This is a genomic window from Faecalibacterium sp. BIOML-A4 (genome assembly GCF_009679665.1).
Classification (GTDB): Bacteria; Bacillota; Clostridia; order Oscillospirales; family Ruminococcaceae; genus Faecalibacterium; species Faecalibacterium taiwanense.
Window position 1 is genome coordinate 35,593 of the sequence record NZ_WKZG01000014.1, and the last position, 24,379, is coordinate 59,971.

General features: G+C 58.4%; 19 protein-coding genes. 1 reads left to right on the top strand and 18 read right to left on the bottom strand.

Annotated features, from left to right (window positions below; all coding sequences use genetic code 11):
* Nucleotides 1-38: 38 nt before the first annotated feature.
* The 18 genes from GKG34_RS10250 to GKG34_RS10335 all read right to left on the bottom strand — a co-directional run bounded on the left by GKG34_RS10250 (nt 39) and on the right by GKG34_RS10335 (nt 23,510).
* The gene (locus GKG34_RS10250; RefSeq protein WP_154256134.1) at nt 39-1,754 is read right to left on the bottom strand and encodes a PASTA domain-containing protein; all 1,716 of its coding nucleotides are present in this window, start codon (nt 1,752-1,754) and stop codon (nt 39-41) included.
* A 10-nt stretch (nt 1,755-1,764) separates the two neighbouring features.
* Entirely contained in the window at nt 1,765-2,988 is a 1,224-nt protein-coding gene (locus GKG34_RS10255) for a U32 family peptidase (protein ID WP_005941481.1), read from the bottom strand.
* Between the two features lie 14 nt (nt 2,989-3,002).
* Entirely contained in the window at nt 3,003-4,142 is a 1,140-nt protein-coding gene (gene mltG, locus GKG34_RS10260) for an endolytic transglycosylase MltG (RefSeq protein ID WP_154256135.1), read from the bottom strand.
* An 18-nt stretch (nt 4,143-4,160) separates the two neighbouring features.
* The gene (locus GKG34_RS10265) at nt 4,161-4,976 is read right to left on the bottom strand and encodes a hypothetical protein (RefSeq protein ID WP_097775434.1); all 816 of its coding nucleotides are present in this window, start codon (nt 4,974-4,976) and stop codon (nt 4,161-4,163) included.
* A gap of 28 nt (nt 4,977-5,004) precedes the next feature.
* Nucleotides 5,005-5,676 (bottom strand): deoxynucleoside kinase, encoded by a 672-nt coding sequence (locus GKG34_RS10270; RefSeq protein WP_120020186.1) that lies wholly within the window; start codon nt 5,674-5,676, stop codon nt 5,005-5,007.
* Entirely contained in the window at nt 5,673-6,452 is a 780-nt protein-coding gene (gene thyX / locus GKG34_RS10275; RefSeq protein ID WP_097775432.1) for an FAD-dependent thymidylate synthase, read from the bottom strand. Before thyX ends, GKG34_RS10270 begins: the two co-directional genes overlap by 4 nt.
* Nucleotides 6,453-6,459: 7 nt before the next feature.
* On the bottom strand, nt 6,460-9,138 hold the full coding sequence (locus tag GKG34_RS10280) for a UvrD-helicase domain-containing protein (RefSeq protein ID WP_120020185.1): 2,679 nt from the start codon (nt 9,136-9,138) through the stop codon (nt 6,460-6,462).
* A 403-nt stretch (nt 9,139-9,541) separates the two neighbouring features.
* A complete protein-coding gene (locus GKG34_RS10285; protein ID WP_154256136.1) occupies nt 9,542-10,750 on the bottom strand; it encodes a sodium ion-translocating decarboxylase subunit beta in 1,209 nt (402 codons plus the stop codon).
* Nucleotides 10,751-10,765: 15 nt separating this feature from the next.
* Complete coding sequence (locus GKG34_RS10290) at nt 10,766-11,125, bottom strand: OadG family transporter subunit (RefSeq protein WP_154256137.1); 360 nt, start codon at nt 11,123-11,125, stop codon at nt 10,766-10,768.
* Between the two features lie 163 nt (nt 11,126-11,288).
* The gene (locus tag GKG34_RS10295; protein ID WP_005941460.1) at nt 11,289-12,314 is read right to left on the bottom strand and encodes a rod shape-determining protein; all 1,026 of its coding nucleotides are present in this window, start codon (nt 12,312-12,314) and stop codon (nt 11,289-11,291) included.
* 353 nt (nt 12,315-12,667) lie between these two features.
* Nucleotides 12,668-14,890: an ATP-dependent RecD-like DNA helicase gene (locus GKG34_RS10300; protein ID WP_154256138.1), complete on the bottom strand. Its 2,223-nt coding sequence runs from the start codon at nt 14,888-14,890 to the stop codon at nt 12,668-12,670.
* Between the two features lie 501 nt (nt 14,891-15,391).
* A complete protein-coding gene (locus tag GKG34_RS10305) occupies nt 15,392-16,765 on the bottom strand; it encodes an MATE family efflux transporter (protein ID WP_154256139.1) in 1,374 nt (457 codons plus the stop codon).
* 192 nt (nt 16,766-16,957) lie between these two features.
* Nucleotides 16,958-17,740: an amino acid ABC transporter ATP-binding protein gene (locus tag GKG34_RS10310; RefSeq protein ID WP_005938624.1), complete on the bottom strand. Its 783-nt coding sequence runs from the start codon at nt 17,738-17,740 to the stop codon at nt 16,958-16,960.
* Nucleotides 17,741-17,761: 21 nt separating this feature from the next.
* Nucleotides 17,762-18,406 carry an amino acid ABC transporter permease gene (locus tag GKG34_RS10315; protein ID WP_005938622.1) on the bottom strand — a complete coding sequence of 215 codons (645 nt, stop codon included), beginning with the start codon at nt 18,404-18,406 and terminating at the stop codon, nt 17,762-17,764.
* Between the two features lie 170 nt (nt 18,407-18,576).
* Complete coding sequence (locus tag GKG34_RS10320; RefSeq protein ID WP_154256140.1) at nt 18,577-19,398, bottom strand: transporter substrate-binding domain-containing protein; 822 nt, start codon at nt 19,396-19,398, stop codon at nt 18,577-18,579.
* A 231-nt stretch (nt 19,399-19,629) separates the two neighbouring features.
* Nucleotides 19,630-20,664, bottom strand: a complete 1,035-nt coding sequence (locus GKG34_RS10325) for a hypothetical protein (RefSeq protein WP_154256141.1) — start codon at nt 20,662-20,664, stop codon at nt 19,630-19,632.
* A gap of 326 nt (nt 20,665-20,990) precedes the next feature.
* Entirely contained in the window at nt 20,991-22,532 is a 1,542-nt protein-coding gene (gene cls, locus GKG34_RS10330; protein ID WP_154256142.1) for a cardiolipin synthase, read from the bottom strand.
* A gap of 135 nt (nt 22,533-22,667) precedes the next feature.
* Entirely contained in the window at nt 22,668-23,510 is an 843-nt protein-coding gene (locus tag GKG34_RS10335) for a DegV family protein (protein ID WP_154256143.1), read from the bottom strand.
* A gap of 267 nt (nt 23,511-23,777) precedes the next feature.
* Between GKG34_RS10335 and GKG34_RS10340 the strand changes: the two genes are divergently transcribed.
* A complete protein-coding gene (locus tag GKG34_RS10340; protein ID WP_005938962.1) occupies nt 23,778-24,326 on the top strand; it encodes a DUF1836 domain-containing protein in 549 nt (182 codons plus the stop codon).
* Nucleotides 24,327-24,379: the final 53 nt, after the last annotated feature.

The window sequence follows — 24,379 nt, forward strand, 5'->3', positions numbered from 1 at the left end:
GGGGGCCTTTGCAAGGCTCCCGCTTCTGCTTTTGTTTTTTAGTCTGTATTGTATTCCGGTTCCGTGGGGGTAGGATCTGTTGTTTCCGGAGGGGTCGGCTCTGTTGTGGTGGGTTCGGTAGCGGCGGGTTCCTCCGGTGTGACAGTGATCTGCACACTGGGGTCTGCCGCAATATACACGGTGATCACCGTGCCCACTTCCACCTTGGTGCCCGGCTCCTCGCTGGTTCGCACCACGCAGCCGGATGCATAGGAGCCATCGTTCACCACCATAAAGCAGCTGGCCACAAGGCCCCGCGCTTCCAGTTCCTTTACCGCGCTATCCTGCGTAAAGCCGATGATATTGGGCATCTCGGCCATCTGCGGGCCTTTGCTCACCACCAGCTGTATGGTCTCCCCTGCCTTGAGCACAGTGTCCGCGCTCGGCTCCTGCTGGATGATCTGGCCCGCCGGGGCGGTATCGCTGTATTCCTCGGTGACGTAGAACAGATACATGCTGGTATATTCCCGGTTGTTCTGCACCTGCGTGTAGTCCATGCCAATAAAGTTCGGCACAAGGTTCTGCGGCACCATCACCTCGCTGCTGGCCGGTTCCGACTCCGCAGCCGACGCGGCAGGCTGGTGGATGTGCTGGCTCAGCACGCTCCACAGCGTGAGCAGAATGAGAATGGACAGCAGGATCACGATGCCCGCCAGCAGCGCTTTTAAGCTGAGCAGATGCTCCTTGCGTTCCGGCTCCGGCTGGGCTGTGCGCACCGGAGTCTCCGGCTTCATGGTGCGGGTCAGCTCGGCGGTGTATTCCTTGGAAGAAAGGGCCTGATACAGCTGCGGCACGGTCTGGATACGCTCCATGGGCCGCAGGCGCAGGCCCAGCTGCAGCACCTGCGAGACGTACAGCGGCAGGCTGCCGTTCACCGATTTTGCGCGTGGGTTGGAGTCTGCCACTATGCGCTGCGCTGCAGGCACCGGGGCCTGCCCGCACACCATGCGGTAGAACACGGCCGCAAGGCTGTATTCATCGGTATAGCGGCCCTCGAACTCTGCGGTGGAATACTGCTCCGGGGCGGAATAGCCTTCGTACAGCTGTTCGTGCAGGCCGCTGCCCGCCGTGCGCAGGCCCACCGTGGCATAGCCTGCCAGACGGCAGCGGTTGTTTTCCATCACGCGGATGTTCTCCGGGCAGATACCGCGGTGCACCAGACCGATCTTGTGCATGGCGGCTACGCCTTCAAACACCGGCTGCAGCATGGTGCAGGCATCGTCCGGGCGGATGGTGCCGGGGTGGTTTTCCAGCCACTGATCCAGCGGGGTGCCGCCCAGATTTTCCAGAATGGCGTAAACGCTGTTATTGGCTTCCACCACATCCAGCACGGCTTCCAGACCATTGGCCGGAGTGATGCGCTGGATGGAGCGGTACAGGTCCGCAAAATCCATGCGGGTGGTTTTGAACAGCACCTCACTGCCGGTCTTGGGCCGCAGGGTGCTTTCTGCCGTGCGCTCCGCCGTGAGGGTAATGGGCAGATATTCCTTGATGGTCACCCGGAAACGGCCCAGATTCTCTGCGCCGCGGTAGAGGATGCCCTCGCCGTCGATGCTCAGCATTTCCCCTACGGTGTAGCGCCCGGCCAGCACGGTGCCCACCGGCAGGGTGCCGCCGGGGTTGCGCCCGGCAAAGCTTTTGCCGCAGTGCGGGCAGCTTTGTGCTGCTCCGGGCAGCGGCTGCAGGCAGTATGGACACAGGCGTGTTGCTTCCATTGTGGTCTCCTTATACCGTTTTGCGCCGCAGCAGGCTCATGGGCGGCAGCTCCGGCGTGGGAATGGTGTATTTTTCCATGGCATGCGGGGTGCTCTCCACCCGCTCACCGGCTTCGTTTTCGATCCACTCAGGGTTCAGCGGAATGCTGCGGCCATCCGGGCAGAGGGCTTCCAGAGTGTCGCCTAGGCTCCACTTGCCGCGCTGCTGGCAGGAGGCAACGCCGTTCTCCCAGCCGTCCACCGTGCCCACAAACTCCCACTCGCGGATGTAAGTAGCGCTGTCGGTGGCCTGTCTGGCCTGCTCGCGGCCAAAGTAGAAGCCCGGCGAGTAGTGGCGGTGGCTGGTACGGGTAAGCTCCTCGTACACTTCAGCAGGCAGCTCAAAGTTGTCGTTGAGCGGGTCGGCCAGATAAGCGTCCAGCGCCCTGCGGTAGGCGGCGGTAACGCTTGCCACATAGTAGAAGGTCTTGGCACGGCCCTCGATCTTCAGGCTGTCCACACCGGCCTTGCAGATCAGATCAAGGAAAGGCGCGGTGCACATATCATTGGCGTTGAGGATGTAGCTGCCGTTCTCGTTCTCGCCGATCTCGTACAGCTGGCCCGGACGGGTCTCCTCGCTGAGATAGTATTTCCAGCGGCAGGGCTGGGCGCACTGGCCGCGGTTCGCGTCGCGGCCCGCCATGTAGTTGGAAAGCAGGCATCGGCCCGAAACGCTCATGCACATAGCACCGTGCACAAAGGCTTCAATCTCCAGCTCCGGCGGTGTTTTATCGCGCAGGATCGCAATATCCTGCAGGGTCATCTCACGGGCCAGCACCACGCGCTTTGCGCCCATGTTGTAGGCGGCGCGGGCCGCAGCCCAGTTGGTGATGCCTGTCTGGGTGGACATGTGCACATCGATGTCCGGTGCAAAGGTCTTGCAGGCATCCAGCACACCAAGGTCTGCCACGATAAAGGCATCCACACCGGCCTTGGCTGCTTCCTTGATGGCCTCGGGCAGGCGGTCGGCTTCCTCGTTGGTGGGCAGGGTGTTCATGGTCAGGTAGACCTTGCGGCCGCGGGCGTGAGCGTAGATGACACCCTCGGCCAGCTGTTCCGGCGTAAAGTTGGCCGGAGCAGACCGCATTCCAAATTCAGGCAGGCCGCAGTAAACGGCATCGGCACCGTAGTTGATGGCATAGCGCAGGCGTTCCAGATCGCCTGCCGGGGCCAGCAGTTCCGGGATTTGCAGCATAGTTCAAATTCCTCTCATTTTTCCGTATTCACAGTTTTGTTCACTTGTGCTGCCTTCTGGCAGTTTGCGCTGTGTTCGCTCAGGGTGCGGGCATAATAATAGCTGCCCTTGAGGTCGGTCACAAAGAAATAGGCATCCTTGGCCTCCTCATTGGGCTGGGGGGCCAGCGCTGCCCTGATGGCCGCAATGCCGGGGTTCGAGATCGGCCCGGCAGGCAGGCCCTTGCAGCTGTAGGTATCATACGCAGCCACGATATTTTCCGGGATATGATCCCAGCCGCCATAGTAGGGTGCCACCCAGTTCCAGAGGTAATTGTTGTCACTGTCGCTCTGGATATAGCTGGAGGTGTTGCTCTGCAGGCGCGGGTAGGGCGAATCCGCAGCCAGACGGTTGCGGAACACCTGTGCCACGTTCGAGTCCTGACTGTTGCCTGCTTCCTCCTGCACAAAGGATGCCAGTGTGATCAGCTGGGGCAGGGTCATATCCTGCTTTTTAAGTTCTGCATACATCTCATCGGTGATCTGTGCATCGAACTGGGCATAGAAGGTGGCTACATAGTTGTGCACGGTGTCGTCCTTTAAGAATTCGTAGGTCTCCGGGAAGAGATAGCCCTCGCACTTCATAAAGCGGTCCGGCGCGTCGGCATCGTCCGGCACGTACTGCCAGAAGGTGTATTCGCTGAAATCGCCCTCGTTGGCTTCCTTCAGGAAATCCTCGGCGCTGCACAGCCCGGCGGCTTCCATCTTCTGGGCAATGGCAATGGCCGTGGTTCCCTCTGGGATGGTCACGCGCACCGTTTCGGCCTTGGCGTAGGTGGACAGGACCGCAATAATGGCATCGTAAGAACAGGCGCTCTTCTGCAGGGTAAAATCGCCATACTGCAGCTTTGATGCCGCACCCTTTTGCCCCACATACCAGCGGAACAGATAGGCCGAGCGGATCACACCCGCATCCTTGAGCTTTTGCGCAATGACGGAAACGCCGCTGCCCTGCGGGATGCTCACCGTTACCTCCGTGCCGGGTCTGCCATTGCCGCTGATCTCGTTGTGCGCAAACAGCAGCGCCCCGCCAACGGCCAGCGCCAGCAGTACCACCAGCACCAGCAGGATCTTCCCTACACCGCCTTTTTTGCGGGTGTTTTTTTCGTGTGCCATAAGCACCTTCCTTTTATCTTAGTTTTCCAGCATCAGGCGCATGTAGCTTTCGGCTACATCAAAGGGTTCGGCATCAAAGCGGATCATGCCGTAGTCCTGCCGGGTGCCCTCGCCGAGGAACAGCGGCTGGGATGCGCCCACGGTAATGACCGCCTTTTCCACAATGACTTCCTTTTCGCGGGCGGCTTCCATCAGTACTTCGGCGGCGCGGTCATTGTCGGCCTGCAGCTCCACAAAGTAAAGCGTATCCTCCTTGCGGAAATAAATACCATAGCCGTGGGCGCTGGAAACGATGGTGGCACCGGAGGAGTACAGATCTCCCAGCACCACGGCCATGCGCTCCGGGGTCAGCTGCACGGTATCGGGCCAGAAGCGCTCCCGCAGCTCACACAGCTTTTTGGCGGTGACGGAATCAAACTCCGCCTGACTCCACAGGTTGCGCTCCACCTCGCGCGGCAGGCAGCGCAGGGCGAAGGCCCATGCAAAGCCCTTATCCTGCAGCAGTGCGGCCTGCTCCGGGCTGGTGGGCACCGCCACCGTAAAGCCTGCGCCGCGCAGCTTCTGCTGGGCACACAGATAGTCCACAAGGCCCGCCAGGATCAGGCTGCCCTCGCCGCACAGACCGTACAGGTAGGTGCCGCTGCGGCCCTGCAGCGTGACCGGCACAGCCAGCGCCACCGCAGCGATCTCGTCATTTTCCTCGGCCACATAGACGTTCTGCTCGCCTGCAAACTGCTCAATGGCCTTTTTGGCAAATTCTTCTGATTCATTGCGCTGGCTCTGCCATAAAGCCAGCACTGCCGGTTTATCTTCCGGCTGCATCAAACGATACATCTGTCAGGATGCCCCCTCTTATCGAAAATTATGTCAGCTGCTTCAACACGATCTCCTGCACTTCGGCCTGAATGTCTTCGATGCTGCGCATGTTGTCCCCGCTGGTGCAATGCACGACGGCCCAGCCAAGGTGCACGGCACAATACTCGGCGGCGCAGCGGCTGCGGGCAAGATACTCGGTATCCTTCTCGTGCACATCCTTCCTGCTCTCGTCGCCGTGGTAACGCTGGGTCATAAGTTTCTGGCTCACGGCGGGGTCTACCTGTAAGTAGATCACCTCATCCGGCGCAGGCAGGCCCAGCAGATGGAATTCAAAATCAAACAGCCAGCCGAGAAAACTCTCCCACTGCTCCGGCGGAAGCTTGGAGCACTGGTGCACCGCGTTGGAGGTGGTGTAGCGGTCGGCAATGATGATGCCGCCATTCTCGTAAAAACTGCCCCAGTCCTTTTTGTAGCTGGCGTAGCGGTCCACCGCATAAAAGCTGGAGGCTGCATAGGCGTTTACATCGTCCGGGTGCTGGCCGAACTGCCCGGCCAGATACATTTTTACAAGGGCGCTGGAGTCGCTCTCATAATTCGGGAAGGTGATCTCCCGCACAGAAAAGCCCTGCCCCTTTAAATGTGCTGCCAGCAGCTTTGCCTGCGTGGCCTTGCCGCTGCCGTCCAGCCCTTCCAGTACGATCAGTTTTCCCTTGCTCATACGCCTGCAGCCTCCTTGATGGATGCATATTTTGCACGCACCTCGGCGGTTTTGCCGCAGCACATCCTGCCTTCCGGGCAGGGGCCGGATACACAGGCCGGGCCGGACTTTGCAAAGATATGCGGTGCCACCGGGTACACCAGCTCAAACATTTTTTCGGCCAGCTCCCGGATCTCCCACTGGGCGCGGCTGCAGCAGCGCAGGTGGAAAAAGTTCTGCAGGCTGCGGGCATTCATGGTGACCACCATCTTGGTCTCGCAGGCGTTGGGCAGTACAAAGCGGGCATCCTCGTTGGCCTGCTTGCTGGCCTTGGCGCGGGCCTGCTTTTCCGGCATTCCTTCAGCCATCAGGCGGGCGGTGTGGCCTTCTTCCAGCTTGTGGGCAAGGTCGAGGTAGCGCTTTGCGTCCTCTTCCATGCTGGCAAGGAAAGCTTCCTTTGCTTCCGGGATGGCTTCGATCTCGGGCGGTACCACATAGCGGAAATCGTCCAGCCGCACATAGCGCTGGCTCTGCACACTGAAGGATGCAATACGGTGGCGGGTGATCTGCGCCAGCAAAGTGCGGCTGACCCCCTCGATGCCAAAGGTGAAGCTGGCATGTTCAATGGGGCTGGCATGGCCCAGATCGCTGAGCATGGTCAGGAACTTCGCGGTCTTTTCCTCGGTCAGGCCGTCCAGCAGGTCGGTGATGTGCGCATCGGAATAGCAGAGCTTTGCCGCTGCAGCCACCACCTTTTCCGGTTCCGGGGTATGTGCGATCAAACGAACAGTCATCATAAGTGTGTTATTCCTCCGCAGTGATTTTGGTCAGGGGCGCAAAATTGGCCATGGTCTTTTTGATGCCCACCTTTTCAAAGTTGATCTCCACGATCTGATCTCCGGCGGCAGGCTTCACAGCCACTACCTGACCGCGTCCGAACACCTTGTGCTCCACAAGATCGCCCGGCTCATAGTGTTTTGCGCCTTTTGCAGCGGTTTTTGCTGCCGGTGTACCTGTAAAGGAGATTTGCTTTGCAGATTTTTTCTGCGTTGTTCCGTCAGAATATGCAGAACTGTAACCAGAACCATATCCCGCACCTGCGCCGCTGCGGCCATAGCCGGAACCATATCCGCTCTGGCTCTGGCCCCGGTTTGCATAGGCCGAGCCAAAGCCGCGGCCCTCGCCCGCGTTGTATTCGCGGTTCAGGTAGCCGCTGCGATTGCTATAGCCGCTTCCGTAACCGCCCGAACCGTACCCACTGGCGCTGCGGCCCCATCCAGATGGCCCGGAGTAACCGGATGCACCACCGGGCACCGTATCACGATAGCTGTCGCCCCAGCCGCCAAAGCGGGAGCGCTGTTCCAGTACCGGGCTGCGGGTCTCCTCGATATACTCCGGCTCGATCTCCCGCAAAAAGCGGCTCGGCTCGTTGCGCTGGGTGCGGCCATACAGCATCCGGGAAACGCTGTTGGAGATGTACAGCTCCTTCTTGGCGCGGGTGATGCCCACGTAGGCAAGGCGGCGCTCCTCTTCCAGATCGGCCTCGGAATACTTGCTCATCTCGCTGGGGAATACGCCCTCCTCCATGCCAATCAGGAACACATACGGAAATTCCAGACCCTTGGCGGAGTGGATGGTCATGAGTACCACCTGATCGGCGCTCTCGTTATAGCTGTCGATATCGCTGATGAGGGCGATATCTTCCAGATAGCCTTCCAGCGTGGCTTCCTCACCGTGCTGGTCGCAGTAGTTCTTGACGTTGTTGACCAGCTGACCAAGGTTCTGCAGGCGGTCAGCCGCATCCTCGTGGCCCTTGGCTGCATCGGCTTCCAGCATGGCCTTATAGCCGGTCAGCTCGATCACATCGGCTGCAAATTCGTCCAGCGTGCGGGTCTCCAAAGAATCCTGCAGGCGCTGATAGATCTGCCAGAACTTGAGCAGCGGCATTACGGCGCGGCTGAGCTTTGCATATTGGTCGGCATGGCCGATGATGTCCAGCATGCTCACGCCCTCCTGCGCGGCCAGATCGGCAATCACCTCCACGGTGGTGGCACCGATCTTGCGGGCAGGCTCGTTGATGATGCGGCGCAGGCGCACATCATCGCGGGGGTTCGCCACGATGGACATGTAGGAATGAATATCCTTGACCTCTTTGCGGTCGTTGAAGCGCTGGCCGCCCACGATCTTGTGGGGGATGCCTGCACGGGTAAAGTAGCTTTCGATGGGGGCCGATTGGGCGTTCATACGGTAGAGGATAGCGTGGTCGGCCAGATGTCCGCCCTCTTTCAGGTGCTGGCCGATCACATCCGCGATGTGGCTGGCCTCGTCCTGCTCGTTCTCGGCGGTGTACACCTGCACCTTATCGCCCTCGCCATTGCTGGTCCACAGGGTCTTGCCCTTGCGCTCGGTGTTGTGCTGAATGACACAGTTCGCAGCGTTCAGGATATTGGACGTAGAGCGGTAGTTTTGTTCCAGACGGATGGTCTTGGTGCCCGGGTAAATGCGCTCGAAATTAAGGATGTTCTCAATGGTAGCGCCGCGGAAGCGGTAGATGCTCTGGTCATCGTCGCCCACCACGCAGATGTTCTTTTCCGGGCCGGTGAGGAGGCTCACCAGACGGAACTGCGCCACACTGGTGTCCTGATACTCGTCCACCAGCAGATAGCGGTATTTGTTCTGGTAGAAATCCCGCACATCCTTGTGCTCGGCCAGCAGCTGCACAGTCTGGTAGATCAGGTCGTCAAAGTCGAATGCTCCGGCTTCCTTCAGGCGCTTTTCGTAGGCCGCGTAGATGCGGGCCGTCAGCGCGCCTTTGGTATCTTTTGCGGGGCTGGCAAGGGCCTGTTCCGGGCTGACAAGCTGATCCTTCCATCGGCTCATCTGGTTGATCGCAGCCTTGATGGGCAGGAACTTATCGTCCACATTCAGGTCTTTGTAGACAGCCTTCATCACGCGCTGGGAATCATCGGTATCGTAGATGGTAAAGCTGCGCGGGTAGCCGATCTCCTCCGCCCAGCGGCGCAGGATGCGTACACAGGCCGAGTGGAAGGTGGAAGCGAACACTTCGTCGCCCTCCTCGCCGCCCAGCATCCGGCGCAGACGTTCCTTCAGCTCCCCTGCTGCCTTGTTGGTAAAGGTAATGGCCATCACGTTCCAGCTGCGCACAGCGTTCTGGCGCAGCATCCCGTCCAGCCAGCTGGGGGCGGCAGTGCCGGTCATGATGGCGTTGCGCAGAGCCTTGATATCGTCCTCCGTGGCCGGGCGCGGTGTCTGTTTGGAGCCGTGGGCCGAGCCGAACCGGATGAGGTTTGCAATGCGGTTTACCAGCACGGTGGTCTTGCCGCTGCCTGCACCAGCAAGGATGAGCAGCGGGCCATCGGTGGTGAACACTGCCTGCCGCTGCATATCGTTCAGGCGGCCAAACTGTTTTTCGATATAGGTATCGCGCAGAGCGCAGAATTCCTGTGTGAGATCTGTTGCCATGGTTTCCCCTGTTCCTTTTATGTTTATACTATCAAAATACAGTATACCACATTTCAAAACGATTGAGAATAGCCGCCGCGTTCGCTCTGGCTATTTTCAGCGGAAAAAATATTTTTATAATTTATAACTCCGAAAAGCCTGCGGGCTTTTCGGAGTTACTTTTTCACGAAAGAGGTCGTAGAGAAAAATTGCATCTGATAAAACAGCAGCCGTTTTTCGTTACGGCCTTTTTGTGAAAATGTGTTTGGAGCAGCCCGCAGGCTGCGACAAACACGAAATAAATAATATAATTTCCTTATTTTATGCCCAAAGCAAACGCGGCGGGCATTTCAAATCGTAAAACAAAAACCGCCCGGCAGCTCTTGCGAACCGACGGGCGGAAAAAATGCTTTTCAGAAAGCGCTTAGCTGAAAATGTTGATCAGGATACCAGCAGCAACGGCAGAGCCGATAACACCGGCCACGTTGGGGCCCATTGCGTGCATCAGCAGGAAGTTGGAGGGATTCTCGCTCTGGCCAACCTTCTGGGAAACGCGAGCGGCCATAGGCACAGCGGAAACGCCTGCGGAACCGATCAGCGGGTTCACCTGACCGCCGGTCAGCACATACATCAGCTTGCCGAACAGCACACCTGCGGCAGTGCCGAAGGAGAATGCGATCAGGCCCAGCACGATGATGAACAGGGTGCGGGTGTTCAGGAAGGTGTTTGCAGAGGTGGTGCAGCCAACAGACAGTGCCAGGAAGATGGTGATAATGTTCATCAGCTCATTGCCGGCAGTCTTCTGGATGCGATCCACCACGCCGCACTCCTTCATCAGGTTGCCCAGCATCAGCATACCCACCAGAACGGCGGCATCCGGAACGATCAGGGAAACGATGATGGTGACCATGATGGGGAAGATGACCCTCTCGGTCTTGGAGACGGTGCGCAGCTGCTTCATCACGACGGTACGTTCCTTCTTGGTGGTCAGTGCCTTCATGATGGGCGGCTGGATAACAGGCACCAGCGCCATGTAACTGTAGGCCGCCACAGCGATGGAGCCAAGCAGCTCAGGAGCCAGACGGGAGGTAACGAAGATAGCGGTAGGACCGTCTGCACCGCCGATGATGGCGATAGCAGCGGACTGCTTCTGGGTGAAGTCCACCAGACCGGTAGCGGTCAGCAGACGAGCGCCCATGTAAGTACCGAAGATGCCGAACTGAGCGGCAGCGCCCAGCAGCAGGCTCTTGGGGTTGGAGATCAGGGGTGCGAAGTCGGTCATGGTGCCGATGCCCAGGAAGATCAGCGGCGGGTAGATGCCCAGCTTAACGCCCATGTAGAGCATATCGGCCAGACCGCCGTTGTTCAGGATCTCCACCCACATGGGGTGTTCCAGACCGTCACCGACGAAATATTGCATGTGGATAACGCCGCTGCCGGGCAGGTTTGCCAGGATCATGCCGAATGCCATGGGCAGCAGGATCAGCGGCTCAAACTCTTTGACGATGGCCAGGTACAGCAAAAAGCAGCCCACGCAGATCATAACTGCGTACAGGTAGCCGCCCGGCTCGCCAAACTTCGCAAAGCCGGAGCTTTGGAAAATACCGACCAGAGTATCAATAAACTGTGTCATGCTCTTCCTCCTCTGTTAAAACGGTGCGGTGGTGTCGTTTACACCCGCATTGCCCCAGCCGTTCTTGCTGCGGCGCACAGCCTTGAGGGTGTACTTGCCGTTGCCCATTGCATGGATTGCTGCCATAATGGCGGCGATCACATCACCGGGAATGCCCTCTTCCACCTGAGGAGCGGGAGCAGCTGCGGCCTGCTGCACGGGTGCAGCGGGCTGTACAGTGGGAGCCTTGGCGGCTTCCTTGGCAGCCTTCTTCTTTGCGTTCATCGAATCGAAGATCTTGCCTTCCAGCGTGATAATCGCCATCAGCAGGATAAGGATCAAGAACACCAGTACGATGCCGGTAATGGTAACGACCACGTCAAAACCTAAATCCATGGTTTTCCTCCTGTTTCTTGTATACTGCGTCCGATACAAGATCGTCAGCAGAAAATCAATTTGGGTACATTATACCTTATTTTCCAATTTATTTCAACAAAAATAGATATTTTTTCTTTTTGGCGCTTTTGTTCAGATTCATGGATAAATGGTGCAGCTTTGGTCATCTGCGGCCAATGCGGGGCGTTGCATCCAAAAAGCCGGTTTCCAGCTTGTCGTTCAGGCCAAGGCTCATGGCAGTGCCCAGTGCCACACAGTTGACGGGATCGGGCGAAACCGTCACCTCCACCTTCAGCTCTTCGCTCAGGTACTCGGTAAGGCCGTGCAGCTGTGCACCGCCGCCGGTCAGCATGACACCATTGCGGAAGATATCGCCTGCCAGTTCCGGAGGGGTCTTTTCCAGCACCTGATGGGCTGCGGTGCCGATCTGCTCGCTGAGCATCATGACCGGGTCGTACAGGTCGTCAGTGGAAACATTCACACGCACCGGCAGGCCGGTGAGCAGGCTGCGGCCCTTGATCTCCATGGTCTCGTGGAAATCAGTCTTCTGGGGGCAGCAGGCCACGTTCTTTTTCAGCTCTTCGGCGGTGCGCTGGCCAATGGCAACGCTGTACTTGTTGCGCACGAACTTGAGGATCTCTTCGTCGTAGTGGTTGCCGGCCACGCGCACGCTGGTGGCCTTGACCTTGCCGCCCAGAGAAAGCACTGCAATATCGGTGGTGCCGCCGCCGATATCAATGATCATGCGGCCCTCCGGCTGGGTGATGTCGATGCCGGAGCCAAGGGCAGCGGCAATGGGTTCGTCGATCAGGTACACCTGACGGGCACCAGCGGCCACCACAGCCTCCACCACGGCATCGCTTTCAATGCCGGTAATGGCGGCGGGCACACAGACGGCCACGCGGGGCTTGACCATGTGGGAGCTGTACACCTGCTTGACAAAACGGCAGATCAGCTCACGGGTCATGGTATGGTCACTGATCACACCGTCCTTCAGCGGGAAGATGGCAGAAATATAGTTCGGGGTGCGGCCCACCATAGCAAGGGCCTTATCGCCTGCTTCCAGCACGGTCTTCTTGCGGGTATCCATTGCCACAACGCTGGGCTGGTTGAGCACAACGCCCTTGCCCTCCTGCGCAATGATAATGGTAGTGGTACCAAGATCGATACCGATATCGTTCTGTGCCATAAGTTCTCTTTTTCCTTTCTTTGGTTCCTCTATCGAAACAACGGCCTATTGATGCAGGCCGGAAATCATACCAGCTTACAGTATAGCATAGTTGCCGTAAAAAGTATACCGGTTTTGAACTCCTTCCGTCTGCTCACTTTGTTCGCATCCACCTGTTCCCCTTTTTGTCACTTACGTGACATCTGTTCCTCTCTTTGTCACCTGTGGTGACATTTCTCCCCGGCGCGGGGAGAATCTGTCCCGGCCGGGGGAAGTCTGTCTCCCGGAGGGAGGCTTTGGCAGTGCAGAAAGCTTTTCCTCTTCGCCAGAGGCTCCCTCTCCGAGGGAGCTGTCACCGAAGGTGACAGAAGGAGTTATTCTGCTTCCGTCTGTTCCGGCGGCAGCTCTGCCTGCAAAAGATAGGCAAGGCCGCTGTAGCGCAGGTTCTGGCGGATGTTGCCCATCATGCGGTTCACAACGTCCCTGCGGCCCGCCACGATGCACAGCTTCCGTGCACGGGTAACGCCGGTGTAGAACAGGTTGCGGTAGCACAGCCGCGGCGGCACCTGCGCCACCGGCAGGATCACCGCCGGGAACTCGCTGCCCTGACTTTTGTGTACCGTGATGGCATAGGCGATCTCCAGCTCGCCCAGGTTCTCTGCCGGGTAGACCAACCGCTTGTCATCCATGCGCACCACCATGGAGCGATCCCGCGTGTTGATGCTCTCCACAATGCCGATGTCGCCATTGTAGGCACCCACGCCCTGCTCCCCGCCAATGCGGTTCCAGATGATCTCGTAATTATTGCGCACCTGCATCACCTTATCGCCCACGCGGAACACCCGGGCGGCGCTTTGCAGCTGGGGCTTGCCCGTCTGTTCCGGGTTCAGCAGGTTCTGCAGTTCCACATTCAGTGCCTGTGTGCCGGTAGGACCAAGCTTGGTGGGGCACAGCACCTGAATGTCCCGGATCGGATCGAAGCCGTAGCTGCGCGGCAGGCGGGTGGTGACCAGATCACACACCAACCGCTGGGCCGCATCGCCGTCCGATTCCAAAAAGAAGAAGTCGTCGGTCTTACCGCCCTTCTGCAGCGGTTCACCTGAGATGATGTGGTGGGCGTTCTCCACGATCAGGCTGCGCTTTGCCTGCCGGAAGATCTCGTTCAGGCACACGGTGGGCACCAGCCCGGAGCGGATGATCTCGCCCAGAATATTGCCGGGGCCGACGCTGGGCAGCTGGTCGGCATCACCTACCATGATAATGCGGCAGCTGTAGCGCAGCGCTGCGATCAGGGCCTGAAACAGCTTCACATCCACCATGCTCATTTCGTCCAGAATGACCACATCGCACTTGAGCAGGTTCTTGTCGTTGTGGATAAAGCTGACCACGCCGCCGGTGTAGTCCACCTCCAAAAGACGGTGGATGGTGCTGGCCTTGCGGCCGGTCAGCTCACTCAGCCGTTTAGCCGCGCGGCCGGTGGGCGCACACAGGGCCACCCGTTCCGCCTGATCTTCCAGCAGCTGCAGAATGGCGTTGACGGTGGTGGTCTTGCCGGTGCCGGGGCCGCCGGTGAGCACAAGGCAGTTCTCGGTCATGGCTTTGCGGATGGCTTCCTTCTGCAGGGGCGCATAGGCAAAGCCCTGCGTCAGTTCCAGAATTTGAATGTTTTTATCCAGCCCGTGGGCGGTATTCTTGCCCCGTTTTGTCAGCATGGCAAGCCGGGCAGCAATGTCCTCCTCGGCTTCCAGCAGGTCGGGCAGATAAATATACGGTGTGCCGTCAAACAGCTTCACCCGCAGTTCTTCGGTGCGGATGCACTCGTCCAGCGCAGCAGCCAGCTTTTCCGGCGGCTGATGGATAAAATTGGATGCCGTTTCCAGCAGCTGGGTGCGCGGCAGGCAGGTGTGGCCGTTGCCCGCGTTGTGGCGCAGGGTGCGCAGCAGGGCCGCTTCCAGCCGCTGGGCGCAGTCGCCTTCCATGTGGTAATACTGGGCAATGCTGTCCGCGTGGCGGAAATCCAGCTGCAGCGGTTCGCCGCAGAGCAGATAGGGATTTGCCGCAATGGCCTGCATGGCCCCGGGGCCGAAGGTGCGGAACACCTCCATCGCGCGGCGCGGGCTGATCTCGAACTGCGCCAGATAGGCGATCAGCTCCCGCATCCCAAACATCCGCTTGAACTCCTGCTGGATGCGGTCGGCCTTGTCCGCCGAGATGCCTGGCACCTGCGTGAGCCGGGCCGGGTCGTTGGCGATCACCTCAAGCGCCTGGGCACCGAACAGGTCGATGATCTTATCCGCCGTCTTGGCCCCGATGTACGGCAGTGACCGGCTGGCAAGGAAGGCGTACACCGCTTCCAGATCCTTGGGCATGTCGGTCTCGCACTCCTGCGCGTGGAACTGGCGGCCATAGGTGGCGTGGTTCTCGTAGCGGCCGCGGCAGACCACGCTTTCGCCCGCGTGCAGTTCACCCACAATGCCGCACACCACTGTGACCACACCGCCGCCGGACACCTCGAACACCATATAGCCGTTGTCGGTGTTCTCGTAGATGATGTTCTCCACGGTGCCCTCGATCTGTTCCAGCTGCTGCTCTGCCATGCGCTCACCTCCTGCCAAATTACACAATCATAAGTAGTATAACGCTTTTGGCGGGATTTGTAAATCATCCGGGCAGACTGCAGTGCAGCCCTACCGGGGAGAAATATGTGACAAAGTGGCAAAATTATAACGCATCTATGTTTATAATCGTCTGTTTGTCAATTTGACAAAGTGACCCCTGCTGACAAAGTGACTCTGTTTGCCACGCCGTCGTCAGTTTATCAGCTTGACAAAGTGACTTTTTGCACGTTTATTCGTCAAAAATCAGTCACTTTCTCAGATAACGCTCCTACAGTAGCACCTGATAAAGTTCCCTGAAACCAAGGGCTGTGGGCTGGGAGTTTCTCCAGCGAATGTCCGGGAAGTGGGGCCCCGTGCGTAAGCACAGGGGCGGAACCGTGGGTTCCGGGCTGTTCGCGGAGAAAGCTCCCAGCACGCGGCCTACTCTACAGCCCGAACAGCAAAAAAGCTCCCCTTTGCAGGAGAGCTTGCGAACATTCTTTAAGCGTTTGCGGTGCGGGCATCGTGTTCCTTCTCGATGTCCATTTCCTTCTGCAGGCGTTTGCGCACCACAAAGTAGGCCGGAATGAGGAAGAAGCAGGCAAAGAACCATGCCACCGGGCTTGCGATGCAGGCCGCAAAGTAGCCCCACAGCGGCACGAACCAGAAGCCCACCATGGCGCGGGCGATCATCTCGGCCACACCGGCAAACATGGCAAGGCCGGAGAAGCCCAGACCCTGAATGGTGTAGCGGTAGATAATGAGCACCGCCAGCGGGATGTAGAATACGCTGTTCCAGAAGATAAAGCTCTGGGCATTGGCCATGATGGCGGTCTCGCCTGCGTCCAAAAACAGGCCGATGAGCAGCTTATCCGTCACGCGCAGGATGAGGAAGGACGCAATGCTGTATACGCAGCCGATGCCGAGGGCGGTGTACACACCCCGGTCCACACGGTTCAGGTCCTTTGCGCCCATATTCTGGCTGGCATAGGTGGTCATCGCTGTGCCGATACTCTCCAGCGGCACGCACAGGAACTGCGCCGCCTTGCCGCCGGCGGTCTGCGCGGCCACGATGTCGCTGCCCAGACCGTTCACCGCACCCTGCAGCACCACGCTGCCAATGGCCGTAATGCTGCACTGCAGGCCCATGGGAATGCCCATGCTGCACAGCTTTGCGCAGTGGGTCAGGCTGAAACAGCCCTCTTCCTTGCTCCAGCGCAGCTCCGGGTAGTGGCGCAGGATGTAAATAAGACTGCCCAGACCCGCCACAGCCTGACTGACCACAGTGGCAAATGCCGCACCGAATGCCCCCATCTGGAACACGATGATGCACACCAGATCCAGCCCGATGTTCAAAAAGCTTGCCACCAGCAGGAAATACAGCGGGCGCTTGCTGTCGCCCAGTGCACGCATCAGCGCGCTGGTCACATTATAAAGCAGAGTGAAGGGGATGCCTGCAAAAATGGTGCGGATATAGATATCCGCAAGGTCGATGATGTTTTCCGGGGTGTTCGTCCACACCAGCACCGAGCGGGTCAGCGCCACAGTGACAATGGTCAGCACCACCGCAAAGAAGATGGAAAGCCACACGGTGTTGGCAGTGTAGCGGCGCATCTCCTTGTAGTCCTTTGCGCCGAAAGTCCACGAGATGGGGATGGAAAAGCCGCAGGCGATGCCGTTCACAAAGCCCAGCACCAGATAGTTCAAACCGCCCACGCTGCCCACAGCGGCCAGCGCTTCCACGCCCACAAAGCGGCCCACGATGATGGTATCGGCCAGATTGTAGAACTGCTGGAACAGGCTGCCCAGCATCAGCGGCACCGCAAACGCAAGGATCAGCTTGAGCGGACTGCCTTGGGTCATATCCTTTGTCATAGTATAAAATCCTCCTGCCACACTGGGAACCGGCTTGATGTCGTGATTTTTGCCGTGAAAAACGCCCTGCCGGAAAGGGGCAGGACGTCGTGTACATTCATGAATGATATTATAGTGGAGTGACGCAGGATTTACAAGATTTGCATTGCATCAACATTTACGAATTTTTGCCGCAAGAATTGGTGATTTTGCTTATTCCGAGTAATGCGCAAGGAACTGTTTGGTGCGCTCCTCCTGCGGGTGCTCAATGAGCTGCTTGGCAGGGCCTTCCTCCACCACCACGCCGCCATCCATGAACATGATGCGGTCGGCCACGTCACGGGCAAAGTGCATCTCGTGGGTGACGATGATCATGGTGGTCTTGCGGTCGGCAAGGTCGCGCAGGACGCGCAGCACCTCGCCGGTCAGCTCCGGGTCGAGGGCCGAGGTCGGCTCGTCGAAGCAGAGAATGTCCGGGTGCAGAGCCAGTGCGCGGGCAATGGCCACACGCTGCTGCTGACCGCCGGAAAGCTGGTGCGGGTAGTGGCCTGCCCGGGCAGAAAGGCCCATCTGGGCCAGAAGTTCCTGTGCCTGCTGTTCCAGCTCGGCATGGATGGCCTTTTTGTTCGCCTTGTAGTCCGGGCGCTCCTTCGCCAGCAGTTCACCCGCCAGCATTACGTTCTGCAGGGCGGTGTACTGCGGGAAGAGGTTGAAGTTCTGGAATACCAGGCCAAAGTGCAGCCGCTTTTTGCGGATCTCGCTCTCGCGCTGGGTGGCGGGGTCGGCAGCGTCCCACATGGTCTCGCCGTTCACCTTGATGATGCCGGTGTCCGGCCGTTCCAGAAAGTTCAGGCAGCGCAGCAGGGTGGTCTTACCGGAGCCGGACGAGCCGATGATCGCCAGCGCTTCGCCCTGTTCCAGCGTGAGTGAGATATCCTTGAGTACTTTGGTATCGCCAAAGTTTTTGCCGATGCCGGAGGCTTCAAGCAGTGCCATGATCCAATTTCCTCCCTTTCATCAGCGGAAATAATCCAGTTTCTTTTCGGCCCAGCCAAACAGCAGGGTGAGTGCACCCACGAACACTAGGAAGAAGATGGCAGTGGAGAACAGCGGCCAGATCAAGCCCTTTGCACTGTACTCCTTGGCCATCATGATGATCTCCTTGTTGGCAATGGTGTTTGCCAGCGAGGTATCCTTGACGAGGGTGATCACCTCATTGCCCATGGGGGCCAGAATGCGCTTGACCACCTGCAGCAGCGTCACCTTGAAGAAGATCTGGGTCTTGGTCATGCCCAGCACCTGACCGGCCTCGGTCTGGCCCTTGGGAACGGCTTCGATGCCGCCGCGGTAGATCTCGGAGAAGTAGCAGGCGTAATTGATGGCAAAAGCCACCACCGCCGCCACCATGCGTCCGCCGGAGCCGGAGGGCCACGGGTTATTCATGCCCAGCAGGCCGGGGCCAAGGTAGATCACGATGATCTGCAGCATCAGCGGCGTGCCGCGGATGACCCACACAAAGGTCTTTACCGCGCCGGAAAGCGGCTTGCACCGGCTCATGGAGCCGAAAGCCACCACCAGACCCAGCGGCAGCGCAAACAGCAGGGTCAGAGCGAACAGCTCACAGTTGAGCAGAAACGCGCCGGAAAGGCGACTCAGAATCACAGACACAAGAACACACCCATCAATCCGTTTTTTGAACTCCTTCCATCACCTTCGGTGACAGCTCCCTCAATGAGGGAGCCTCACGCATATCGGCAACAAAAAGCCTCCCTCACCGAGGGAGGTGGCATCGCGCAGCGATGACGGAAGGAGTAATTACATTCTTATAGAACTCAGTCGGCCAGAGCCAGATCGTACTTGTCGGCCAGAGCCTGCATGGTTCCGTCAGCCTTCAGCTCGTCAAAGGCGGCATCCACAGCTGCGGCGGTATCGCTGCCCTTGCGGAAGGCCACGCCGTACTCTTCAGCGTTCAGCTCGTCCACGATCTTCAGGCTTGCATAGTCGGTGCCCTCACCGATCATGGCGTTGGCCAGAGTCAGATCCAGCACAGCGGCATCAGCAGTGCCTGCGGCAACTTCCATCAGGCAGTCGGTCTGCACGCTCTTGGAGACGTAATCGGCCTGTGCAAGGTTCTCGTCGCCCTCAATGGCGGCTTCACCGGCAGAGCCAGCCTCGGCAACCACGGTCTTGCCCACCAGATCCGCAGTGGAGCTGTAGTCGGTGCCGTCCTTCACGACCACGACCTGTGCGTTCTTGGCGTAGGCCTTGGTGGTGGCGGTGTTGGCCATGATGTCATCGGTCAGGGTCATACCGTTCCAGATGCAGTCGATGCTCTTGGCATCCAGCTCCACCACCTTGGTATCCCAGTTGATCTCCACGAACTCCGGCTCGACTCCCAGCTTTTCGCACACGGCAGTTGCCAGCTCGGTATCAAAACCGGTAAAGTTGCCGTCGGCATCGGTGTAGTTCATCGGCTCATAGACGGTGTAGCCAATGACCATCTTGCCCTTTTCCTTGATGTAGTCCAGATCGCTGGCTGCGGTCTCGGAGGCAGAGGCAGAAGATGCCACGGTGGAAGTGGATGCGGCACCGCCGCAGGCGGCAAGGCTCAGTGCCATGGCACCTGCCAGAAAAGCAGAGACAAGACGTTTCATAAAAGGTTCCTCCCTTTTTTGTTTCCCAAATGTGCTCCCTCTCGGTTTAGCATTTTATCATGCTAAAGTGTTAAACTGTGACTATAGAATAGCGCGTTTGCAGCCATTTGGCAAGAGGAAATGCAAAAGTTAGTGCAGTTCGTCTTTTTCAAGGCTCTTTTGCGCCAATTCTTTGGTCTGATTGCACAAAGAAAAGAGGAAAAGCTTTGCGCCTTCCCTCTTTTCTCCGCTTTACTCTTCCGCAAACGCCGCCAGCGCAGCCTTCTGCAGCTCCGTCACCGAGATGGTGCACAGTGCCGCAAGGTCGGCATCCGAACCATCGTCCGGGATGCCTGCGATCTCAGTACGGGTCTTGCCCTTCAGGTAATCGCACCAGCCCTCGCTGTGCTCGTACCATTCCTTGTCCAGACTGGATGCCCCGCGCATCCCGTAGCTGTCGCCCAGTTCCACCTTGGTTTTGACCATCTCCGGTGCCGACACCGTACCATCCGCGCCCACGGTAAGGGCAGGCTCTGCCACATCCGCCACTGCGCCGGTCACACGGCCGTCAGCATCCAGCGTCAGGGCTGCCACTGTGATGTCCACCTGCGCGGTCACATCGTGGTCATCGTCGGCGGTCAGTTCCTTGGTGTCATTGCGCACTGACACGCCCAGCACAGCGCGGTCGCCGCGGGCCGAGCCGACTGCCTTTGCATTCTCGCAGGCGCGCACCACAGCATCCCGATAGCCGTCCACCGCAATGGTGCAGGTGGAGAGCAGGTCAGCATCCTTCGGCTTGCCGTCATCGTCGGTGGCAAGCTTCTTCACCTCATCCGGGGTTTTGCCGGTAAGATAATTGCCAAAGGCATCCGCCTGCTCTGCCCAGCCCTTTTTCAGCGAGGACACCGCCGCCAGCGGGTAATCATCGCCCTTCTGGCGCTTGGTGCGATCGTCGGTGGGCATCGTCACCTTGCCGGTGCTGTCCCCCGTGACCGAGATCTCCACCTCGTCCAGCATCACATCTGCCACCCTGCCCTCGGCATCCAGCAGAACGGCAGCTGCGATGGTATCGATCTTGCCCGTGCGTTCCTGATCAGACGCTTCGGTCAGGATGCCAAGGCCGGTGCGGTATGCGGCGTTCTGGCCCGCCTGCCCCGTCTGCGATGAACTGCCGCCCATGTTCGTGCTCATGCTGCCGGAGGAACCGGAATCGCTTCGGCTGCAGGCGGTCAGGGCCAGAGCTGCCGCCAGCGTGCAGTCCAGGATCATGCGAGGTATCTTTTTCATTATAATAAAACGCTCCCTTTCCTGCCCCCATCGTAAAGGGGCTTTTGGGCTAGTTTACCCGGAAAAGGAACGTTTTATAAAACGGAACTCCTTCCGTCTGCTCACTTCGTTCGCATCCACCTGTTCCCCTTTTTGTCACTTACGTGACATCTGTTCCTCTCTTTGTCACCTGTGGTGACATTTCTCCCCGGCGCGGGGAGAATCTGTCCCGGCCGGGGGAAGTCTGTCTCCCGGAGGGAGGCTTTGGCAGTGCAGAAAGCTTTTCTTCTTCGCCAGAGGCTCCCTCTCCGAGGGAGCTGTCACCGGAGGTGACTGAGGGAGTTTCTTTACATCAAGGGGCTCAGCAGCCGCAGCACACTGTCCAGCACCGTGCCGGGCAGGCTGGTGCGGCATTCCATCACCTGTATCTCGCGGCACTGCGGCAGCGTGGCCCGTACATCGTCCCGCAGAACTGCCACCTGACTGTTCTTTTGCAGCAGTACACCGCACTCAAAGTGTAGGAACAGGCTGCGGTAGTCCATATTGATGCTGCCCACTACGGCAGTTACATCGTCGCTTACCCAGCACTTGGCATGCAGAAAGCCGGGCGTATATTCGTAAATGCGTACACCTGCCCTCAAAAGCGGCAGATAGTACGACCGGCTCAGCCGGAACACCAGCTTTTTGTCCGGGATGCCCGGCAGCACCAGCCGGATGTCCACCCCGCGCTTGGCCGCGTTTTTCAGTGCGTCCAGCATTTCCTCGCCCACGGCAAGGTAGGGCGTGTAGATATAAACATACCGCTGTGCCTGCGCAAGGATGTTCAGGTACACCGTCTCAGCCATCGGTTCCTCGTCCAGCGGGCTGTCCGCGTAGGGCTGCACGATGCCGTCCGATACCGGCGTCACCAGCGGCATGGGACGAAATGCATCATAATCCGTCTCGCTGGGGCGGAAGGCGTTCCAGAAGTTGAGGAACATCACCGTAAAGTTCCACGCGGCATCGCCTTCCACACGCAGGGCTGCATCCTTCCAGTAGCCAAAGCGCTGCTCCGCATTGATATACTCATCTGCCAGATTCACGCCGCCGGTGTAGGCCACCGTACCGTCAATGACTACGATCTTGCGGTGGTCGCGGTGGTTCATCACCAGCGAGAGCAGCGGCACCACCGGGTTGAACGGGATGCAGCGGATGTGCGCCCGCTCCATGCGCACGATGAAATCGGCGGGCAGACCCAGCAGACTGCCAAAATCATCGTAGATCAGGCGCACATCCACGCCCTGCGCAGCCTTGCGGCGCAGGATCTTTTCAATGCCGTTCCACATGCAGCCGTGGCTCACGATGAAAAATTCCAGAAAGATGCTCTTTTCAGCCTTTTCCAGATCGGCCAGCAGCTGCGGATACATGGCTTCGCCGCAGGCAAAATACTGCGTGCGAGTGTTCTGCCACGCCGGATAGGGGCCGTACTTTGCCACATATCGGCTCTGCCCCTGCTCACGGGCATCCAGACCTTCCAGCACACCCGGCTCCTGTACAAGGTCTTTTTTGTGGGCATCCTCCACCGCCTGCATTTTCAGGCGCAGACGCTTGGCCGGGCGTTTGTTGCCAAAGGCCAGATACAGCGCACCGCCCAGCAGCGGCAGAATGCCGATCAGCGCGATCCAGCCCACCTTGTAGGCGCTGTTCTCATCCTTGCGCACAAGGTACAGGACGATGAGCAGGCTCAGTGCGTTGAGCAGGCCGTTCACCCACACGCGGCCCGTGCCGGTGGTGATGGCAAACGCCACCCAGCACAGCCACAGCAGCTGCAATGCCACCAACACCACCGTGATGGTGATGCGGTTCAGAATGCGGCTGAAAAAGCGCACGACCGGTGAACGAAAAAGCATGGGCCTGCCCTCCTTTCCCATTTATAATTATGTGTAAGTATAGCGCGGTTTTACAACTTTTTCAAGTTTTGCGTTGTTCAAAAAAAAGCAAGCCAGACCCGCAGGCCCGGCTTGCTTGCAATATCAAAAACTCTTTTACTCTGTTTTTCCGTCCTCATAGCCCACCATCAGGCCGCCCTGCTCAGCGTAGTAACTGCACAGGCCGCCGCACTCGGCCACATCCACCTGCGCCCCTGCAAACACCGCGTGGATCATCAGCTTCAGGCGCTTGGCAGCTTCCGGGTTATCACAGTGGGCAATGTGCACTTTGCCATCGGTAAAGCCGTGATTCTTCAATTCCAGCACGATGCGTTCCAGTGCTCCGTGCTCGCCGCGGGTCTTGCACAGCACCTCCAGCTCGCCGCTCTCACTGGCCTGACCAATGACCCGGATGCCCAGCATCCGTGCCACAGCGGCAACAGCAGGCTTCACACGGCCATTGCGGGCCAGATTGGCCAGCGATTCCAACGAAAACAGCAGATGTGTGTGCTTGTGGTAAGCCAAGATTGCCTCGCAGATCTCGTCAAACTCCATCCCGATCCGGACGAGATCCCGCAGACGCTCTGCCAGCAGACGCAGCTCCGGCCCGGCGGATAGGCTGTCCAGAACAAAAACACGGGCCTCCGGGTGCGTTTCCTTGTATTCTTCCGCTGCCAGCAGTGCAGCATTGTAGCTGCCGGACAGTGTGCCCGTGATGGTGGCAACAAAGATCTGCTCCGCACCCTCATAAGCAGCCAGCCAGTCTGCCACATTGGGGCAGGAGGTGCTGGTCTTGCCCTTGTAAGTACGCAGAGACCGGGCCATGCCCACAGCATCCAGAGTACCGTCATCCAGATATTCCTGTTCATCCGTGACGATCTTCAACGGCACACAGGCAAAATCCACGCCCGGCAGGGCATACAGGCTGGACGAAGAATCCACAACGATCTTGGTTTTCATAAAATGCACGCTCCAAATCTATTTTGTGATAGCAGGTCATTTTTTTATTTTCCGTGCCTTACACGCACTTCCGCCTGCATGGTTTTTCGGTTCACTGCAGACATCATAGCAGTTTTTCAAAAACCTGTCAAGGGATTTTATGCATTCTTTCAAAAGTTTTAAAAATCCGTTGACCAGAGAACCGATTTGCGCTATAATACCGCCAGAAAACCATTTTCTGTATCCCGCGCAGCCCTGCTGCACCAACCTTAGAAAACTGCTTACGATATGAAAACTGAAACCAAATGCCGCGTTGCGGCCTGCGCCGCCGGGTTTGCCCTGCCCCGGTACGCCGATCTCCCGCAGATGGGGCTTTATCTTGACCAGACCGTGCAGTACGTCAACAGCTATTTCCGCACCTTCTGCGGCGTGGAGCTCACCTCTTCCATGGTCAGCAACTACGTTAAAAAGGGCATTTTGTCCCACCCGGTGCGCAAGAAGTACGCCCGCGATCAGATCGCATCCCTGATGTACATTGCAGTCTCCAAAACGGTGCTCTCAATGGAAAACATCGATGCCCTGTTTAAAATGCAGCGGGCGCACTGTTCCGCCGGGGCAGCTTACGACTACTTCTGCGACGAGATGGAAAACTGCCTGCCATTCGTATTCGGCTGCACCAGGGAGATCCGCGACCTTGCCGTGGATGCCGCAGATGAAAAGCTGCTTCTGCGCAGCACGATCCTTGCAGCGGCAAACAAAATGTACTTGGACTGCTGCTTCAACGCCCTGCGGCAGGAGGAAAATCTCTGGGATACCATTCTGCCCGATCTGGCGTAAGAACGCAAAAAAGGCCGTGCCTCCATAAAAGGAAGCACGGCCTTTGCATTTTA

Excerpts from the sequence above, each read along its gene's own strand:
- GKG34_RS10250 (WP_154256134.1), bottom strand. The coding sequence starts at position 1,754 with ATGGAAGCAACACGCCTGTGTCCATACTGCCTGCAGCCGCTGCCCGGA.
- GKG34_RS10255 (WP_005941481.1), bottom strand. The coding sequence starts at position 2,988 with ATGCTGCAAATCCCGGAACTGCTGGCCCCGGCAGGCGATCTGGAACGC.
- mltG (WP_154256135.1), bottom strand. The coding sequence starts at position 4,142 with ATGGCACACGAAAAAAACACCCGCAAAAAAGGCGGTGTAGGGAAGATC.
- GKG34_RS10265 (WP_097775434.1), bottom strand. The coding sequence starts at position 4,976 with ATGTATCGTTTGATGCAGCCGGAAGATAAACCGGCAGTGCTGGCTTTA.
- GKG34_RS10270 (WP_120020186.1), bottom strand. The coding sequence starts at position 5,676 with ATGAGCAAGGGAAAACTGATCGTACTGGAAGGGCTGGACGGCAGCGGC.
- thyX (WP_097775432.1), bottom strand. The coding sequence starts at position 6,452 with ATGATGACTGTTCGTTTGATCGCACATACCCCGGAACCGGAAAAGGTG.
- GKG34_RS10280 (WP_120020185.1), bottom strand. The coding sequence starts at position 9,138 with ATGGCAACAGATCTCACACAGGAATTCTGCGCTCTGCGCGATACCTAT.
- GKG34_RS10285 (WP_154256136.1), bottom strand. The coding sequence starts at position 10,750 with ATGACACAGTTTATTGATACTCTGGTCGGTATTTTCCAAAGCTCCGGC.
- GKG34_RS10290 (WP_154256137.1), bottom strand. The coding sequence starts at position 11,125 with ATGGATTTAGGTTTTGACGTGGTCGTTACCATTACCGGCATCGTACTG.
- GKG34_RS10295 (WP_005941460.1), bottom strand. The coding sequence starts at position 12,314 with ATGGCACAGAACGATATCGGTATCGATCTTGGTACCACTACCATTATC.
- GKG34_RS10300 (WP_154256138.1), bottom strand. The coding sequence starts at position 14,890 with ATGGCAGAGCAGCAGCTGGAACAGATCGAGGGCACCGTGGAGAACATC.
- GKG34_RS10305 (WP_154256139.1), bottom strand. The coding sequence starts at position 16,765 with ATGACAAAGGATATGACCCAAGGCAGTCCGCTCAAGCTGATCCTTGCG.
- GKG34_RS10310 (WP_005938624.1), bottom strand. The coding sequence starts at position 17,740 with ATGGCACTGCTTGAAGCCTCCGGCATCGGCAAAAACTTTGGCGATACC.
- GKG34_RS10320 (WP_154256140.1), bottom strand. The coding sequence starts at position 19,398 with ATGAAACGTCTTGTCTCTGCTTTTCTGGCAGGTGCCATGGCACTGAGC.
- GKG34_RS10325 (WP_154256141.1), bottom strand. The coding sequence starts at position 20,664 with ATGAAAAAGATACCTCGCATGATCCTGGACTGCACGCTGGCGGCAGCT.
- cls (WP_154256142.1), bottom strand. The coding sequence starts at position 22,532 with ATGCTTTTTCGTTCACCGGTCGTGCGCTTTTTCAGCCGCATTCTGAAC.
- GKG34_RS10335 (WP_154256143.1), bottom strand. The coding sequence starts at position 23,510 with ATGAAAACCAAGATCGTTGTGGATTCTTCGTCCAGCCTGTATGCCCTG.
- GKG34_RS10340 (WP_005938962.1), top strand. The coding sequence starts at position 23,778 with ATGAAAACTGAAACCAAATGCCGCGTTGCGGCCTGCGCCGCCGGGTTT.